Consider the following 16,807-nt stretch of genomic DNA (forward strand, 5'->3'; position numbering starts at 1 on the left):
TTAGCTGACCGTTGTTGGTACTAGGGGCTGTTGATCTTTGTAGTACATATATCAATCAGCCCACATTGGTAGCCACATCATAGTAAATGCTAAAGCGAGCATTGAATGATAATTTCGTTCAAGCTTTTCATACCGCGTGGCTATCCCTCTATATTGCTTAATACGGCCAAATGCATTCTCAACCAAGTGCCGATATTTGTACATGCGTAAGCGCGCATTTAAGCAGTGCGCTTAGCTATAATCGAAGTCTAGCTGCACATTCCACGGCATTAGGTCGGTAAAATCATCATCACCCACATCTCGATTCGGCAACGTTTTAAATAAATGCACAAAGTAGTAATACGGATTGATGTCATTAGCACGACACGTCATCACAATACTATAAAGTATCGCGCTGGCCTGAGCACCATTAACCGATTTTGAGAATAGCCAGTTTTTTCTACCAGTGGTAAACGGCCGAATATCTCGCTCAGTAATATTATTATCAATCCCTAGTTCGCCATCTTCACTATACCGCATTAATTTCGGCCATTGATTAAGCGTGTATTTTATCGCTTTGCCAATATAACTCCCCGCCGTTACTTTACCTTCGGCTTCATCAAGCCACGCTTTAAAGTGCATTAATATGGGTAAGGCTTTTTCTTGTCGTAACTGATACCGCGCTTGAGGAGATAACTGTTTGTTTTTAGCGTGGGTTTCCAGTTTATATAATTGGCTGATAAAGCTGATGGCTTTATGCGCTCGACCTTTGTTTTTCGACTCTGCTTTTAAGGCATCGTTATATTTGCGTCTAGCGTGTGCCCAGCAACCAACAGGGGTAATGCCTTCAATACCGTCATAAACACGGTAACCGTCGCACTGTAAATAGCCTTGATAACCGGCAAGAAATTCTTTTGCGCAAGCGCGACTTCGACCTGCTTGGTAATCGTAAATCACGACAGGCTCACGGCTGACCTCATTGCTGCGATAAACCCACATGTAGGAATTGCTGCTAGGGTTGTCACCTTCATCTAAGACTTGTGTACGGGTTTCATCGGCACATAAACTGTGCTCACTAAGCAAGTGACGTTGCATGGCTGCCACTAAGGGGCTGATTAGCAGGCCCGCTTTAATACACCAATTAGCTAATGTTCCGCGCGATAGTTCAAGGCCGCCACGGCCCAGTATGTCAACGAAACGATAAAGCGGTAAGGCATCGCAGTATTTGCCCGTAACAACCGCCGATAACGCTTCTGGACTCGCAATGCTGCCAGGAATAGGCTGCTTGGGTTTAGGCGCGGTGATTATTTTACTGGCCAATTGTTCATGCTCGCAATGTCTGCAAGCATATTTAAATTGTTTGTGCTTAATGACACTGACTTTCGCCGGAATAATCTTCACTTGCTCGCTGTCTTCACTACCACATTGATGTAGTTGTTCACCGCAACACTGACACGTTAACTCGGTTAAGGTGTGCTCAACCTCTTCTCGTTCAAAGTGCTCAGCCAGTATTTGTTTACCTTTCTTATGGTGTTTAGGCGGCTCAGTCGTTTTATGCTGCTCCGCTTCATTGAAGGTGCCCCGTGGGGCTTTTTCACTTTTTTTACCGTATTTTTGGGATTTACTTAACTTAAGCTCAGCAAGCAAGTGGTCAATCCGCGATTGCATTTCAACCTTATCTTCTTGCAGTGAAATTTTATCTTTTTCTAAGCCATCAAGCTTAGCCTGCATAAGTGCAAGCTGATTTTGTAGTTCGGTGATGAGAATAGTGTCTGGCATTTTAATAGCATGACACATGGGAAAGATCGTTCAAGTAAAAAAAACGATCTGGTTAATTTACATCACTGATAACCCTGATAAAGTTGAGTGGCGGGTTTTATTATTTACCGGTAAGCCAGATAATAACCATTGTAACTGCCGTTGTTCAATCCCCATGGCTACGTGTGCTTGAGCATGATTTGGCCATTGAAATCGTCCTTGCTCTAAGCGACGATAATAAAGCCAAAAACCATTGGTATCCCAAAACAAAATTTTTAATTTATCGCGTTGTTTATTACAAAAAACGAACCACGCTTGGCTTAAAGGATCGAGAGATAGGGTATCGCTGACAATAATACTTAACCCATTGATTGATTTTCGCATGTCGGTGAATCCCGTGACCAAGTAAACTTGGTGGGTGCAAGGTGTCACAGTACGCTCAATAATTTGGCTAGCGTTTGGTTAGCTAATGTCGACTCGAAGTCTATTTGATAGCCGTTTGGTGTGGTGAGTTTAATGATTGAAGGTTGCGTAAAGGCTTGCTCATGAATAACAAACGGGATCACCTGTTGCTTTTTAACCCTTATCGTTTCGTCAGAAAGGCGTTTACGCCAAACATAGAAAGTCGATGCGTTAATGTTGTTATCACGACAAAATTGAATGATGGCTAAACCACTCGATTTTTGCTGCTCAAAAATGCCTTGCCAGTGTTTTATTTTTTGCTGTTTATTCATAATTACCTCAGGTTAATATGCTGAGTAAATTATGCATAGGTAGCATTAATATTGGTATGTGGGTTTAATTGCGCGCTTACGTACATGCACCAGTCAATATCTTCATTGCCTACTAAACTGTTGCCCTTACGTGGAATAACGGGTGTAGCGTTATTATCACGAACAAACGCTCTCAGTTTTTCACTGTCGTAGCCTTTATCTGCGACAACCATATTACTTGTTGGGCAATTAGCTACGAGTGACTCTGCATGGACGATATCATGCGTATTCCCACAGGATAATTCATAATAAACAGGCAACCCTCCGCTATCGACTGCAAGATGAATTTTCGTAGAATTTCCACCTCGGCTCTTTCCAATTGATTCATTGTCAGCAGTTCTTGCACCGCAACTATGTTGATGAGCCCTGACAATACTGCCATCAATGAAGACCCAATCCATGTCCGCATCACGAGATAATGCGCGAAACAGTTCATTCAAAATCCCTTTTTTGGACCATAAATTAAACCGTCTGTAGATAGCACTCCAACGGCCAAAATCAGAAGGTAAATCTCGCCATGGAATACCTGTGCGCATCTTATACAGTATGCCTTCGAGCGTTTTTCTATGGTTGGGCTTATTATAAATTCGACCACTTAAGTACATTACTTTTGATAAGACATTCCATGTCCCGTCTGTTAACATTAATCTTGGCATGTAGGTTCGGTGTAAAGTTTTCTGGCGAATTCAATTATACCTTATCTTCATGCTGTTTGTTTTTCATACCACAAAGATCAACACGCCCTAAACTAAAGGCAATATATTTTTGCAAAAAATACCGCCGAATTCGACGAGATTGAATTTAAGGTTATTAAGTTGTTCCTAATTACCTAAAACTCAATAGTGTTATATTTATGCGCCAATTCCTAATTAAATTATCAGTACGTGCTGTGCTTTTAAAGTGCAAAACCATCACAAACAGATTTGATTACAAGCAGAACTCCTTTCCTACTGTTATCACTTTATTTGAATCAAACATGCTATCTGACGCGACTTGTTGCATTAGCTCGTGCTTTTTAGTGTAAAAGCTTTTGTTACGCTTGGTGTGCTTTCAATTCGATAACTTTACCATTCTAGTTAGCGCTGCAATTGAGAGCTTTTTAGTTGATTTCACCTCATAGTTAGCAAAAAATATGTGTTTTATTCATAAAAGCTCGTATCTTAGCGCTTTTAAACGCATAATAAACAATTTACCTAGTTTGATAAGAACATTAAGGAAAATCTACATGGATCCAATCGCGCAAATTCTCAACATGGTTTTTACTGTTGAAGCATTTTTACTTATTTTTGTTTTAGTGCTGCTGAAAAGCTGTGTTAAATTTGTACCACAAAACCGAGCTTGGCTGATTGAACGCTTTGGTAAATATCAATCAACTAAAGAAGCGGGCTTAAACTTTATTGTGCCGTTTGTTGACCGTATAGCAGCAGACAGAAGCTTAAAAGAGCAAGCGCAAGATGTGCCTTCGCAATCAGCTATTACAAAAGACAATATTTCATTGACTGTTGATGGCGTACTGTATTTTCGAGTGCTTGACCCATACAAAGCAACATATGGTGTAGACGACTACGTATTTGCAGTAACGCAACTTTCACAAACCACAATGCGTTCAGAATTGGGTAAAATGGAGCTTGATAAAACTTTTGAAGAACGTGATGTACTAAATAATAATATTGTAAGCGCGATTAACCAAGCGGCTGAGCCGTGGGGTATTCAGGTTCTGCGTTATGAAATTAAAGATATTATTCCACCACACTCTGTAATGGAAGCGATGGAAGCGCAAATGAAAGCTGAACGTGTTAAGCGCGCGCAGATTTTAGAGTCAGAAGGTGATAGACAAGCTAATATCAATGTTGCAGAAGGTAAAAAACAAGCCCAAGTTCTAGCTGCTGAGGCAGATAAATCCGAGCAGATATTACGTGCTGAAGGTGAAGCAAAAGCGATTATAGCCGTAGCAGAAGCACAAGCTGACGCGCTGCTTAAAGTAGGTGAAGCTGCTGATACAGGGCAAGGCCAAAAAGCGATTCAACTCGACTTAGCAACTAAAGCAATTGCAGCTAAAGAAGCCATTGCCCGTGAGTCATCAGTGGTTTTACTGCCAGATAACGGCACCGATGCCAGCTCTTTAGTGGCTCAAGGTATGTCGATTATTAATTCATTGAATCAAAAGCAAAAAAGTTAATACTTGGAGTAAGCTATGGAGTTTATTATTGATAACTTAGCCCAGAGCTTAATGATTTTAGGTATTTTAGCGCTGATCATTGAGGTCGCCGTACTTGGCATGTCTACCTTCATTTTGCTGTTTTTAGGTATGTCATTATTTGCGACCGGATTAATGATGAATTTCTCTTTATTGGAAGAATCATTAACCACGGCACTTTGGAGTAATATCGTTGCCACTACGGCGTTGACATTGCTACTTTGGCAACCTCTAAAGCGCATGCAAGAACATACTGACACCAAAGAAGTTCACTCCGATTTTGCCCAGCTGAGCTTTGTTTTGAGTGCTGATGTAGATGAGCAAGGGCTAACAACGCACAGTTACTCAGGCATTAATTGGCAACTCAAAAGCAACCAACCAATTAGTGCGGGAACTGAAGTGACCGTAGTAAAAAAGGAGGTGGGTGTTATGTGGGTCGCTCCTCTTTAAAAATTTTAGCCAAGTAGTGGGATATCCCACTATTTGGCTTTCATCACTTTATAATAAACATATTTCCATCCTCTGTATTTTTGTAGCTAAACACCGAAAATACCAGCCTAAACCGAACTAACCCTCTTAAAATGTTAAAGATTACACTGTTATCTGTAGTTAATAACTTATGCTGTTAGCGGAACATCGAGTAGGGTGAGGCTTATGCCTCATCCCTCTCACAGAACCGTACGTACGGACCTCGTATACGGCTCCTGTACCCTTCACATTTTATCAACTTATTTCCTAAACGCCGATAAAGCAAGCCATCCCGTATTCACTTTTTCTATTGGATATAAACCAAGCTCCTCAAACCATTGGTTTGGCATCGATACACAAGATAAAGGGCTTAGTGAGTTACGCCACGAGTTCATCTTAATGAACTTAAACGGTGGCTTTTTTCCTAACTGCTTTAGTCGTCGATGTAGCCTTGATGGCTTCTTCCACAACCTCAGCTGTATTGCCCTTAGTCTTCGTCTGATCCAACCTGCCAAGGCTTTTAGCTCTCGTTTACAATTGGCTATACTAAAATAATTTACAAAACCGCGCACAACTGGATTTAGCCGTTTTATTACTTCTGCTAAATTTATGCCGCCGTTACGTTTTGTTAATTGCTTCACTTTTTGTTTAAACCCGATGAGTTTTGATGCTTGTATCCGTGTCCACTGGCTACCTATCTCTACTCCCAAAAACTTCACTCCTTTGCTGCTATGAGCAATATGGGTTTTATTTTGGTTCACGGTTAATTTCAAGTCTCGCTCTAGTATCTGGGTGGATGCCTTAAGTGCTTCTTGCGCTGCTTTTTCTGTGCTGCACAAAATCAAGATATCATCTGCATACCTCACTATTCGGTGATTACGCTTTTTCATTTCTTGATCGAAAGCATCTAGGTAGATATTGGCCAATAACGGGCTAATTACGCCACCTTGTGGGCTTCCTATCGTACTAGCCTCCCAGTGTTCACCTATCATTACTCCGCTTTTTAAGAACTGATTAATCAGTTTTAAAATACTACCGTCCGTCACTTTGCGTCTAACACTCCTAATTATCAAAGCATGATCAAGCAGGTCAAAACACTTCGACAAATCCATGTCTACGACCCAGTCGCGATGGTATTTACGGATAAATACACTTGCTTTACTGATAGCGTCATGACAGCTTCGTTTCGGCCTATACCCATAACTCGATGGGTGAAAGTCGATGTCGAATATCGGTTGGAGTATGTTCAATAGTGTTTGTTGCACTATTCGGTCTCGAACTGCGGGGATACCTAGCATTCTGACACCGCCATCATCTTTGGGTATTTCCACCCGTTTGACAGGTTGTGCCCTATATTGCTTGGTTTGCAGCTCAAGTTGCAGTTGTTTTAAGTTTGCTTCTAAATTCAGGGCGAATGCGCCTACGGTCTGCCTATCTATTCCGGCCGCTCCTTTAGCTGCTTTCACTTTTTTGAATCCCTTGTACAGGTTATTAATGTCTAATAATTGTCCGTACAAGCTGTAGTAAACTGTCATTTTCTGCCTTTGCTTGCGGTATGTCTGCTCGTGTCACTCTACTTATCGCTGATTCTTCATGATGACATTAGGTGTGCTAGCCTTTTTTGGCAATCTGCCTAAGTGGTCAGTCATTACTCCATTGCTCGCCCTTCAATTCTCAGCGTCTACATTCCTGTTTGGCCGTCATATTTTGGCTATTTCCGTCGAAATACTTGTGAGCCGATAAACAAAAGTTCCCGTCTTTCATACGCTTAAAGAATACTTCCCCCCTTCGCAATCAATTAAAGCTTTTGGCTAAAGTTGACCCCATCAAACATAATGTTGATGGTCGGCTTGGTTTTCCCCTCCACACCATTACTGGCTTTCATCGGCCTAGCCTTACTCACTACTACGGGTTCATCTGCCACCTCACACCGACACTAAATCTTGGCTTTCACCTTGAATTTAGGCCACTTACTCTCATTAAGTTTAGATGCCAGGCTTCCCCAGTTACTGCACTGGCTCCCTGTTAGAAATCCCACCCTCAAGCACAGTATTGGTCTGACTAAGTATAGGGCGTTGCGCTATTTTGCACGCTGACCCACCAATACTGCCGAAACAGGTTACGGTTAGTTGTGTACCTCTAACTTCTTATGGCTTCCTTCAGACCCCACCGTTGGCCAGTGACGCCCTTGCCATTCAGATTATCTTCCCCTTAGTCAGGGTGATAAGGCATCTTTCAGCCTATCGGGTTTGCCAGCTTCGCTGGGCAAACAAAAAAAGCCACCTTAAAAAGGTGGCTTGGGGATTAACAGTCATGGGTGTACAACTGTTTAATCAAGAGTCTTTAAGCAATTTCCCTGTCACTTTGTGGGTCGCTGTTACGAATTAAGTAATCAAAAGCACCTAAACTTGCTGTCGCTCCACTGCCTATAGCAATAATAATTTGCTTAAATGCGGATGTTGTCGCATCCCCCGCAGCATAAATACCTGGTAATGAAGTTGCGCCTTTGTTGTCGATTTCAATTTCACCAAAACGGGTTAGTTCGACATCACTATTTTTCAGCCATTCAGTATTTGGAATTAAACCTATTTGAACAAAAACTCCCGCCAATTCTATATCTTTGGTTTCGCCAGAAACACGGTCAATATAGGTAAGGCCTGTTACTCGCTTGCCATCACCAATAACGTCTGTTGTTTGTGCATTTTTAATAATAGTCACATTAGAGAGGCTATTTACTTTGCGAATAAGGACTTCATCTGCACGTAGTGTGTCAGCAAACTCAAGTACCGTGACGTGTTCAACAATATTGGCCAGATCAATTGCGGCTTCAATGCCTGAATTCCCCCCACCGACAACAGCAACCGCTTTGCCTTTAAATAAGGGGCCATCACAATGCGGACAATATGCAACACCATGACCTCGATATTGCTTTTCACCTGGCACGTTCACTTCTCGCCAGCGTGCACCAGTTGCAAGTACAACCGACTTTGCATTTAATACTGCACCGTTGTCTAAAGTAATTTGATAGTGATCTTTTTTCGATAAAGAAGCCGCTCGCTGGTTTTGCATTACATCAACATCATACTCTTTGACGTGCTCTTCTAGTTGCGCGACCAACTTTGGTCCCTGTGTCGCTGACACAGAAATAAAGTTCTCTATGGCTAAAGTATCAGCCACTTGCCCACCAAACCGTTCGGCAACGACTCCCGTATTTAAGCCTTTACGGGCCGCATAAATAGCCGCTGATGCACCGGCTGGACCGCCACCGACGACAAGAACATCAAATACGTCTTTATCGTTTAAGCTTTCAGCCTGTCGTGCTGAGGCTTTTGTATCTACCTTATTTAAAATATCTGTTAGGCTTATCGCACCTTGGCTAAATAATTGACCGTTTAAGTAAACAGCAGGCACCGCTAAAATATTACGTTCGTTCACTTCGTCTTGAAATAAAGCGCCATCAATCATGGTTGCTGTAATATTATTATTCTGCGCAGCCATTAAATTAAGGGCTTGTACGACTTGTGGGCATGTCTGGCAACTTAACGAAATATACACTTCGAAATTTAATGGCGATTTTAATGATTTAATTTGTTCAAGCTCTACTTCACTAGCTTTACTCGGGTGTCCGCCGGTGTGCAATAACGCTAAAATTAAGCTTGTGAACTCGTGCCCCATAGGCACACCAGCAAACGTTATTTGCGTCTGATTAATAGGTGAAGAAACAACCATAGATGGACGCCTTGCGTTGTGATCTGGATTTTCTCGCACCGTAAATTTGTTGCTCAATGACGCTAAGTCATTGGCTAAGTTTTTTATTTCTGCTGATTTATTGCTGTCATCCAAGGCGATAAGTAGCTCAACAGGACTTGTTATTGACGCAAAGTGGTTTGTTAATTGGTTTTTTATGTTTGTATCTAACATGGCTGAACCCTTATTTAAAAAGATAAAAGCCCACAATCAGCTAATTAATTTAATGTGCTTGTGGGCTTACTGCCTAACAGTAAACGACTAGACAAGGCGCAATCAGTTACGCTTTAGTAAATTTAGATTTTACCGACTAGGTCTAGTGAAGGTGCTAATGTTGCTTCACCTGGCTGCCAAGATGCAGGACAAACCTCACCGTCATGTTCAGCAATATATTGTGCCGCTTGCACTTTACGAAGAAGTTCTTTAGCACTACGACCGATACCTAGATCATGAGTTTCGATTACTTTTATCTCACCTTCTGGGTTCATTACAAATGTACCGCGAAGCGCAAGGCCGTCGTCTTCAATCATTACACCGAAGTTACGTGTAATACGACCTGTTGGGTCTCCAATCATTGGGAATTGGATTTTACCAATGGTGTCTGAAGTGTCATGCCATGCTTTATGTGTAAAATGCGTATCAGTTGATACTGAATAAACTTCTACACCCATTTCTTGTAGCTGCGTGTAAAAATCTGCAACATCACCTAATTCAGTAGGACATACAAAGGTGAAATCTGCTGGGTAAAAAAAGAAGATAGACCACTTACCCAGCACGTCTTGTTCTGAAAGCTCAACGAAATCACCATTATGATAGGCTGTTGCATTGAAAGGTTGTAATTTTGTATTAATTAATGAAGTGCTCATAATATTCCTCATTTATGGTATTTAAAGTATAAACAACGCAGACCTCTGCGTTGGCTTGAGTAATACAATAAGGCTTTTTAACACTTTTAAAAAACAGAACGTTTAGATTACTTCAATCGATTTTTATGATATAAATTCGTATCATTATCTATAAACAGTAATAACGGTCTAAACCTATGATGAATATCATCGTTTTTATTTACAAACTGGTATACTTGCCCTATAGCAAGTAATAGAGGTGTCATTATGGAAAAGTTTGTCAATCATATTCAATTGGGTTACATCGGTTTATTACCTTTTTTAGGGTCTCTTGGCTGGCCATTGATCACCGGAAATAACAACTTCAGTATGGAGTTTTTTACTTTTTATAGTATCGCGATCCTTGGTTTTATGGCGGGTAACTTGTGGCATGCTGGTGCGCAAAGCCATCGTGATGCAATTAAAGCTGTGCTGCCTATTATGCCACTAGGTTTTATCACTTTTTTGCCTACACCTTGGCTGTTAGGTTGGTTAGCGGTTAGTTTTTGGCAAGTACTATTATTTGAAAAATCTACACCACAATGGCAAGGCTACCACGCTGATTATAAAAAAATGCGCTTAGTACTAACCTCTATTGTTTTTGTATGCCATGTTTTTGTTATCGGTATCAGTATTTATCCAGACTAACTCGCCCTTTTAAGTGTATTAATGTAATATCCCTGCTTCGCTTTTTAAGGACATATTATGATTGATCAACTGCGCAAAAAACTTGACTACTTAGGTGAAAATTATGTTGAGAAACACGGCCACTTTAAAGTTAAAGTGATCCCTTTTTTTTGTGCAATCCACTTAAAAAAAGATCACAAAAGTGACGGTCAGCTTTCTTTTTATTCTAACCAGCTAATTAAAGTCATCTTAGCAGTCATGTTTTTATTGTTTGGTTTATCGCTTTATGACCCAGAAGCGGGGTTCACTCATGGCCCTATCCACATTGTTTTTGCTGTACTAATTACTTTTAATTTGTTTTTTAAACAAATTGCTATTGAAGGGTTAAAAACACGTTTAGCACTTTGTGTATTGCCCATTGAGACCAGCTCTGTCGAAAACACTAATTAATTATTATGTATTTGAACCCCGCATGGCGTGTTTTAACCGTAGGTGATGGCGATTTATCGTTTTCAAATGCTATTATGACCCATTTAAAACCTGCGTTATTGGTTGCTTCAACTTATGATGATGAAGCCACCATTAATAAAAAATATACTGATAACCAACTAGCAAAATTAAGAGCTACAGGCATCACTGTACTTACTGAATTTGATGTGACTAACCCTATAAGTTGGCAGCGCCTTGATGAGCAAAAATTTGACGTGGTTGTTTTTCAGTTTCCACTTATTCCCGCCTTTAAAGGAGAAACTGAGTTTCGCAATAACACCCAGCGATCCTCAATGAATGTACTCAACCGCGCCTTATTACATTTATATTTGAAGCATGCTCATCAGTTTGCTTTGGACAAGCGCGGCGAAATGCTGATTTATATTACCTCTAAAGATGTAAAACCACTTGAATTCAAGTATTAAGTGCAATCATTATGCAGCCACCAGAACTTCTGATTGCCCCGTAAATAATTCATGAGGGGTTTTATACCCTCTTGTTTTTCTTGGCCGATGGTTGAGCTTATCAACTGCCGCCTGTATCTCTGCTTCACTTAGCGCCATAAAGTCAGTTCCCTTGGGGAAGAAGCGTCTAAGTAAGCCGTTGGTATTCTCATTTATGCCCCGCTCCCATGATGAATAGGGATGAGCGAAATACACATCAGCTTCTAATTTTTGTGCAACATGCTCATGGTGAGCAAACTCTTTTCCATTATCTAACGTCACGGTAATAACCTTACCTTTATATGGTGTCATACACGTGATCAGCGCATCGGCTGTTATTTTCGCATGCTTGCTTTCAATTCTGTGAACGACTGTATATAACGTTTTACGTTCAACCATTGTGACAAGCGCATTTTTACGCCCTTTACCTATCACTGTATCGCCCTCCCAATCACCAATCCTAGACTTTGAATCCACAATACTTGGGCGTTCATCAATGCTGACTCGATTAACTATCTGTCCACGTTTATCATAGCTTCCATAGCGTTTTTTATACTTTTTACATGCACGAGTGAGTGTCTTATGTAGCTTGCCACCACGAGCCTTGTCTCTGTAAATATATTGATAAATTGTTTCATGATGTAAAACGACCTGTTTCTCTAAAGCTAAGCGGCCTGCCACTTGCTCAGGGGAAAGTCCGTCATGCAACAATTTATTAATCCAGTGAGTGACGTCCTCTGTTAACTTACTTGCTTTGAAAGATGACTTACGTCTTTGTTCAGCAAAGTTATTGGCTTGGTTAGGCCGATAGCCTTTAAGTCCTTTATTGCGTTTTAGCTCTCTAGAAATAGATGACGGTGAACGAGTTAGTTCTTCAGCTATCTGCTTTTGGTTATTTCCTGCTTTTATTAACGCGTAAATCTGGTATCTTTCTTCTTGTGTCAGCTGTTTATATTTCATTAAAGCAATTTCCTTTGGCGAGAAAATGGCCGAATTATAACAGCTGGCCATCTAATCTGAGAAATTGCACTTATTATCCGAATTTAGGCCATATAGAGAATGGAATATTGAAGGAAGTTTGAATCAGGGGTTAGCAGTAAGCTATTTAGGTCAGATGCCATTTGATATCAACCAATTCCCTGGCTATAAAGTGCGCAACGTAGATCGCGATAAACATGTAAAAGACACCAGCGGTATAAGCTATGTATTTAGCTCTAAAGCAACGCATAATTTACAACATACGTTAACTAAACCCCCTTACTTATCAGAAAATTACTGCGTTTTGTGCCGCGTCGGCCCTTATATGGCCACAGAAGATAAAGAAAAACATCTGCGCAGTAAAAAGCATCAACAAATGCAACAGTTCGAACAAGACTGGCAAACATGGCTAAGTAACCAATCAAACTAGGAGATAGCATGAACTTTGTAATCGTAGGCACAAACTTTATTAGCGATACACTACTTAGCGCAGCACAAACAGTCGACAGTTTTAGTTTGTACGGCGTATGCTCTCGTAAAGAACAAACTGGTCATGCATTTTTGCAAAAACATGATTTAAATAACGCGAAAATATTCACCAGTATTGAGCAAGTGTGTAAAGATGATAATGTTGATGCTGTGTATATTGCATCACCTAATAGCTTACATAAAACGTATGCGCTAAGCTGCTTAAAAGCTGGAAAGCATGTACTGGGTGAAAAGCCCGCAGCCGCTAATTCACACGAATTAGGCGATATTATAAGCGCAGCAAAACAACATCAGCGTTTATATATGGAAGCGATGATGACCACGCACTTACCTAACTTTGCTATTCTTAAAGAAGCGCTTGCAAAAATAGGCACTCCGCGAAAATTTATTGGTCAATTTAGTCAGTTCTCATCTCGTTACAATAAATATAAAAATGGTGAGCGACCCAATACTTTTTTACCCGAATTTGCCAATGGCGCGTTGGTTGATTTAGGCATATACCCGCTTTATGTGCTTATTGCATTGTGGGGGGCGCCAAATAATATACAAGCCAGTGGCGTATTACTTGAAACTGGCGTTGATGGTGCAGGCGATATACTACTTAATTATGCTGACAAACAAGCCGTGATCAGTTACTCAAAAATATCACAAGGTGATAACTTTACCGAAATTCAAGGTGAAAAAGGCCGCATTCGTATTGAAGCCGTATCACAGTTAAAGCGCATGCAGTTTATTGGAAATAATGGCACTGTAGAAGAATTATCACAGCCATTTAACGAGCACTTTATGCGTCATGAAGTTGAACATTTTATAAAAGCCGCCAATGCCGGACAAATTGAGTCATCAGTCAATACTCATCAACTTTCTACCGAGGTTATGACTGTACTCGATAGCGCAAGGCAACAATTAGGCGTTATATATCCAAACGATAAATAACCTTTTTAACAACACCAAAACCATTAGGTGTAAAACTTAATGGTTAGGTTAACTGTTGCCTGAGCATAGCTATAAAGGTTTTTTAACATAAAGTAGAGGCGTGTTTGTTTTACGAGGCTAAATTTGTGCAAACAATTAAAAAGGGAGACCACAGGGTGATCTCCCATAACTTCTCACAAGTTATTTAATTGCTCGGCATGCATCTGTAATGGCTTGCCAGTTACCATCATCAATCCACTGTTGAGCCGACACCCATGTGCCTCCAGCAGCAAATACATTATTAAGCGCTAAAAATTCCTGTACATTTTTGTCATTAATTCCGCCGGTAGGACAGAATTGGCAATCTCTAAAGACAGCTTTCACCGTGTTTAAAAAGCCGACTCCCCCAGCTAAGTTCGCTGGGAATAACTTCATCTCTTTAAAGCCTGCTTCGCGAGCTAGCGTAATATCACTGGTACTCGATACACCGGGTAATACAGGTACATCACAACGTGAAAGTGCATCAAGTAACTTCGGTGTTACAGCAGGAGTAACGATATAATCAGCACCGGCACTAAGCGCATCAGCGAGTATATTATTATCAACAACGGTACCAGCGCCCACTTTCAGATTAGGAAACGCTTCTTTAATACTGCTTAACACCTCAAGTGATGAGTCATGACGTAGCACCACTTCAACAAGATTTATACCACCGGCTTGCATTGCCTTGGTTATTGAAATTCCCGTCCTTGGGCAATCAGTTTGAATGATCGGTAATAACTTTTGACCATCCATATAATCAGAAAACAACATAACTGTTCCTCAGGTTAATAATTATGGTGGAAATGAATACATCCACCATTTATATAAATTGAACTAAACCCTATTATTTCACTTTATTCGCTGGTGAAATAAGCATATAACGGCCCGTTAATGAGTACGTTTTATCTTTATACTGAAACGACTTTTCAGCTTTTTCAAGCTTGCCTTGGTTAATCGCAAGAAGTATTTTTTGATCATCAATAAGTGTTATTTCAAGAACTTGAATATCACCTATTTTTTCACTGCTTAATCCTTTAACACGACTTGTGGCTTGTAATGTATATTCACGACTTGGGTTATACTCTCCATGCGGTTCAATCACATTAATAAACTGATGATTCTTAGCTGAATCCACTCGTTGAATAAACGCACTTTGCTGACGCAGATTAAAGTCTGGATCGTTTGCTCCAGTTTGCGTAAATAAAAACGATGTAGGTTGGTTAAGTAAACTCGTTTGTGTATAAAAATGATTATTGTCATTTAACCACGTTACTTTAGCCAAATCAGTTTCTGGCTTAGCACTTGCCGTTAACCAAAGGTGCTCATAACCTGCTTTCGTTCCCAAAGGTTTGCGTAGCGTCGTATTATTTTCAATATCAAAATTGCTTTGAATAAACTGGCCACTATATTGAACTGGTAAGTCATATTGATGAGGGCTGTCACTGCTTACATCAAAAATATCCACAACAATACTGGGCAAGCTTTTATCAATTTCAAGCAGCCCCATCGTTCTGGTTAGCGTGACACCTTGATATGCTGTATCAATAGTCGCAGAGCTTAACTTGAGCTTTTCATCATTAATAAAGTAATCAATGGTTGGTGCATATTTATTGGCTACCTTAACCTCGCCATTAAAATGACTTTTTTCATCAACTACCACCGTGTTGTGTGCGACGGTTTGTTTAGCGTAGCTATTATTTTCTGGTAAGTAACGCCCACCAAACTTGGCTTCAACATTTAAAAAACGTGCTGCGCCGTAGTCACTAACCACCTCATTACCACGGTCATAAAAGATCCAATTTAGCTTATCAAAGTGGCCATGGCCTAACCCCTGCGCAGTAGCTTTAAATACTACGGCTTGGTCGTCTTCTTCACCTGCTCTTAATAAAACTAAAGCGCCATCTTCGCCTGTACTACCGTCACCAAATAGCTTCGAATTAAACTGATATGGCTGTTCCTTATTTGCATCTATGGCGTTAGCAACTGCTAAACCGTCACCGGTAAGTAAAGTACGACCTTGACGTTTAGCTATATCGAGAAGTTGTGGGTTTTGATTTAGTCCATAAGCAATGCTAACTCCTTGCACTAGCTCAATGGTATCAATACCTTTATCTTTAATGGCATCGTTTATCCCAAAGAATAAACCATTATAGCTTAGCTCTATGGTGCTCTGAATTGCTTTTAATATCACCCCGTCACGGTAACCAAAAATATCGCGTTTGGGTTCATTATTTTCAATCGCTTTAGCAAAAGTGATAAATGGCAATAACGCATAACGTTGATAATAAGGTCCTTCAGTATAATAACCTGCAGGAGAAAACAGTTCATCAAGCTGCTTTAAAAAACCACCTTTACCTGATTTATCAAGGCCATATAAAGCTTGTTCAACCATTTCTTGATCATCTAATACATAACCTGTCATACCCACGGCTGCGGTAGCCCAGGTGCCGTGGTTATGTACTTTATTGAACGTATCTGGTGATTCAGTTGATAAAAATGCAGCAACAGGACGCAGTATGTCATTTTCTATGTGCGCTTTTTCACTTGCACTTAACGCAGGTGCAATAGCATCATAAGCTTGAATGGAGTAAACCAGCCATACAGCTTCATTGAGTATCTGCCAAAATATTTTACCTGGATTTTGGTTCTTACGCTTAGGATGTAAACCAATTTTCGGATAAAGTTCGGCATATGAAAACAGCATATCTCTAACAAAATGAGCGTACTTTTTGCTTCCAGTTAATTGATACATCACACCTGCTTGGTGCATTTCTAGGTAGTTCTTTTTATGCCGCTCATGCGTGTAGCCACCGCCTGCATCTTTAGGGACAGGTACTATAATAGGCAGTTCAAGTTGAGCATCAACTTGTTGCTTAACTTCATCAAACCGGTTACTAAATAAACTCCCCTGTACAGTGGTTGCTGCACGCATTGCTTTTACATCACTTTGGCTAAGTACCAAATTAGGATGCTCATTTGCAGCTACCTGCGCACTTGAAAACATAGCGGCGGTAGTTA

At 40.5% G+C, this 16,807-nt stretch carries 14 protein-coding genes and 4 pseudogenes; 7 read left to right on the forward strand and 11 right to left on the reverse strand.

The window, feature by feature from the left end:
- Window positions 1–51 precede the first annotated feature (51 nt).
- The 5 genes and pseudogenes from ACT3S9_RS18660 to ACT3S9_RS18680 all read right to left on the reverse strand — a co-directional run.
- A pseudogene (locus ACT3S9_RS18660) lies at window positions 52–204 on the reverse strand (transposase); the annotation flags it as partial.
- A gap of 27 nt (window positions 205–231) precedes the next feature.
- Window positions 232–1,776, reverse strand: a complete 1,545-nt coding sequence (gene tnpC, locus ACT3S9_RS18665; protein ID WP_443490041.1) for an IS66 family transposase — start codon at window positions 1,774–1,776, stop codon at window positions 232–234.
- 39 nt (window positions 1,777–1,815) lie between these two features.
- Entirely contained in the window at window positions 1,816–2,169 is a 354-nt protein-coding gene (gene tnpB / locus ACT3S9_RS18670; RefSeq protein ID WP_024605589.1) for an IS66 family insertion sequence element accessory protein TnpB, read from the reverse strand.
- Window positions 2,166–2,471 carry an IS66 family insertion sequence element accessory protein TnpA gene (tnpA, locus tag ACT3S9_RS18675; protein WP_443489032.1) on the reverse strand — a complete coding sequence of 102 codons (306 nt, stop codon included), beginning with the start codon at window positions 2,469–2,471 and terminating at the stop codon, window positions 2,166–2,168. Before tnpA ends, tnpB begins: the two co-directional genes overlap by 4 nt.
- A gap of 80 nt (window positions 2,472–2,551) precedes the next feature.
- A pseudogene (locus tag ACT3S9_RS18680) lies at window positions 2,552–3,166 on the reverse strand (IS5 family transposase); the annotation flags it as partial.
- A 569-nt stretch (window positions 3,167–3,735) separates the two neighbouring features.
- Here ACT3S9_RS18680 and ACT3S9_RS18685 point away from each other — a divergent pair.
- Window positions 3,736–4,689: an SPFH domain-containing protein gene (locus ACT3S9_RS18685; RefSeq protein ID WP_441995370.1), complete on the forward strand. Its 954-nt coding sequence runs from the start codon at window positions 3,736–3,738 to the stop codon at window positions 4,687–4,689.
- Window positions 4,690–4,704: 15 nt separating this feature from the next.
- Complete coding sequence (locus ACT3S9_RS18690) at window positions 4,705–5,157, forward strand: NfeD family protein (protein ID WP_441995372.1); 453 nt, start codon at window positions 4,705–4,707, stop codon at window positions 5,155–5,157.
- 278 nt (window positions 5,158–5,435) lie between these two features.
- On the opposite strand, the gene ltrA is transcribed toward ACT3S9_RS18690, so the two are convergent.
- The 3 genes from ltrA to ahpC all read right to left on the reverse strand — a co-directional run bounded on the left by ltrA (window position 5,436) and on the right by ahpC (window position 9,788).
- The gene (gene ltrA / locus ACT3S9_RS18695) at window positions 5,436–6,710 is read right to left on the reverse strand and encodes a group II intron reverse transcriptase/maturase (RefSeq protein WP_086960535.1); all 1,275 of its coding nucleotides are present in this window, start codon (window positions 6,708–6,710) and stop codon (window positions 5,436–5,438) included.
- A gap of 808 nt (window positions 6,711–7,518) precedes the next feature.
- Entirely contained in the window at window positions 7,519–9,096 is a 1,578-nt protein-coding gene (ahpF, locus tag ACT3S9_RS18700) for an alkyl hydroperoxide reductase subunit F (RefSeq protein ID WP_441835746.1), read from the reverse strand.
- 122 nt (window positions 9,097–9,218) lie between these two features.
- Window positions 9,219–9,788, reverse strand: a complete 570-nt coding sequence (ahpC, locus tag ACT3S9_RS18705) for an alkyl hydroperoxide reductase subunit C (protein WP_441835747.1) — start codon at window positions 9,786–9,788, stop codon at window positions 9,219–9,221.
- Window positions 9,789–10,034: 246 nt separating this feature from the next.
- On the opposite strand from ahpC, the gene ACT3S9_RS18710 reads away from it, so the two are divergent.
- The 3 genes and pseudogenes from ACT3S9_RS18710 to ACT3S9_RS18720 all read left to right on the forward strand — a co-directional run.
- Entirely contained in the window at window positions 10,035–10,454 is a 420-nt protein-coding gene (locus ACT3S9_RS18710; RefSeq protein ID WP_441835748.1) for a DUF3429 domain-containing protein, read from the forward strand.
- Between the two features lie 57 nt (window positions 10,455–10,511).
- Window positions 10,512–10,883, forward strand: a complete 372-nt coding sequence (locus ACT3S9_RS18715) for a hypothetical protein (protein WP_441835749.1) — start codon at window positions 10,512–10,514, stop codon at window positions 10,881–10,883.
- A 5-nt stretch (window positions 10,884–10,888) separates the two neighbouring features.
- A pseudogene (locus ACT3S9_RS18720) lies at window positions 10,889–11,329 on the forward strand (Rossmann-like fold-containing protein); the annotation flags it as partial.
- A 27-nt stretch (window positions 11,330–11,356) separates the two neighbouring features.
- Here the strand turns inward: ACT3S9_RS18720 and ACT3S9_RS18725 are convergent.
- Entirely contained in the window at window positions 11,357–12,325 is a 969-nt protein-coding gene (locus tag ACT3S9_RS18725) for an IS30 family transposase (protein ID WP_086959932.1), read from the reverse strand.
- 79 nt (window positions 12,326–12,404) lie between these two features.
- Here ACT3S9_RS18725 and ACT3S9_RS18730 point away from each other — a divergent pair.
- Together ACT3S9_RS18730 and ACT3S9_RS18735 are read left to right on the forward strand one after the other, a co-directional pair.
- Window positions 12,405–12,773, forward strand: a pseudogene (locus ACT3S9_RS18730) (DUF2431 domain-containing protein); the annotation flags it as partial.
- Between the two features lie 8 nt (window positions 12,774–12,781).
- Window positions 12,782–13,768, forward strand: coding sequence for a Gfo/Idh/MocA family protein (locus ACT3S9_RS18735; RefSeq protein ID WP_441835751.1), 987 nt, complete (start codon window positions 12,782–12,784; stop codon window positions 13,766–13,768).
- Window positions 13,769–13,948: 180 nt separating this feature from the next.
- On the opposite strand, the gene eda is transcribed toward ACT3S9_RS18735, so the two are convergent.
- Both eda and ACT3S9_RS18745 read right to left on the reverse strand, forming a co-directional pair.
- Window positions 13,949–14,560: a bifunctional 4-hydroxy-2-oxoglutarate aldolase/2-dehydro-3-deoxy-phosphogluconate aldolase gene (gene eda, locus ACT3S9_RS18740; RefSeq protein ID WP_441835752.1), complete on the reverse strand. Its 612-nt coding sequence runs from the start codon at window positions 14,558–14,560 to the stop codon at window positions 13,949–13,951.
- Window positions 14,561–14,633: 73 nt separating this feature from the next.
- Entirely contained in the window at window positions 14,634–16,793 is a 2,160-nt protein-coding gene (locus ACT3S9_RS18745) for a heparinase II/III domain-containing protein (RefSeq protein WP_441835756.1), read from the reverse strand.
- Window positions 16,794–16,807 lie beyond the last annotated feature (14 nt).

The sequence above is a fragment of the Pseudoalteromonas sp. AOP31-A2-14 genome, assembly GCF_052378035.1.
Classification (GTDB): domain Bacteria; phylum Pseudomonadota; class Gammaproteobacteria; order Enterobacterales; family Alteromonadaceae; genus Pseudoalteromonas.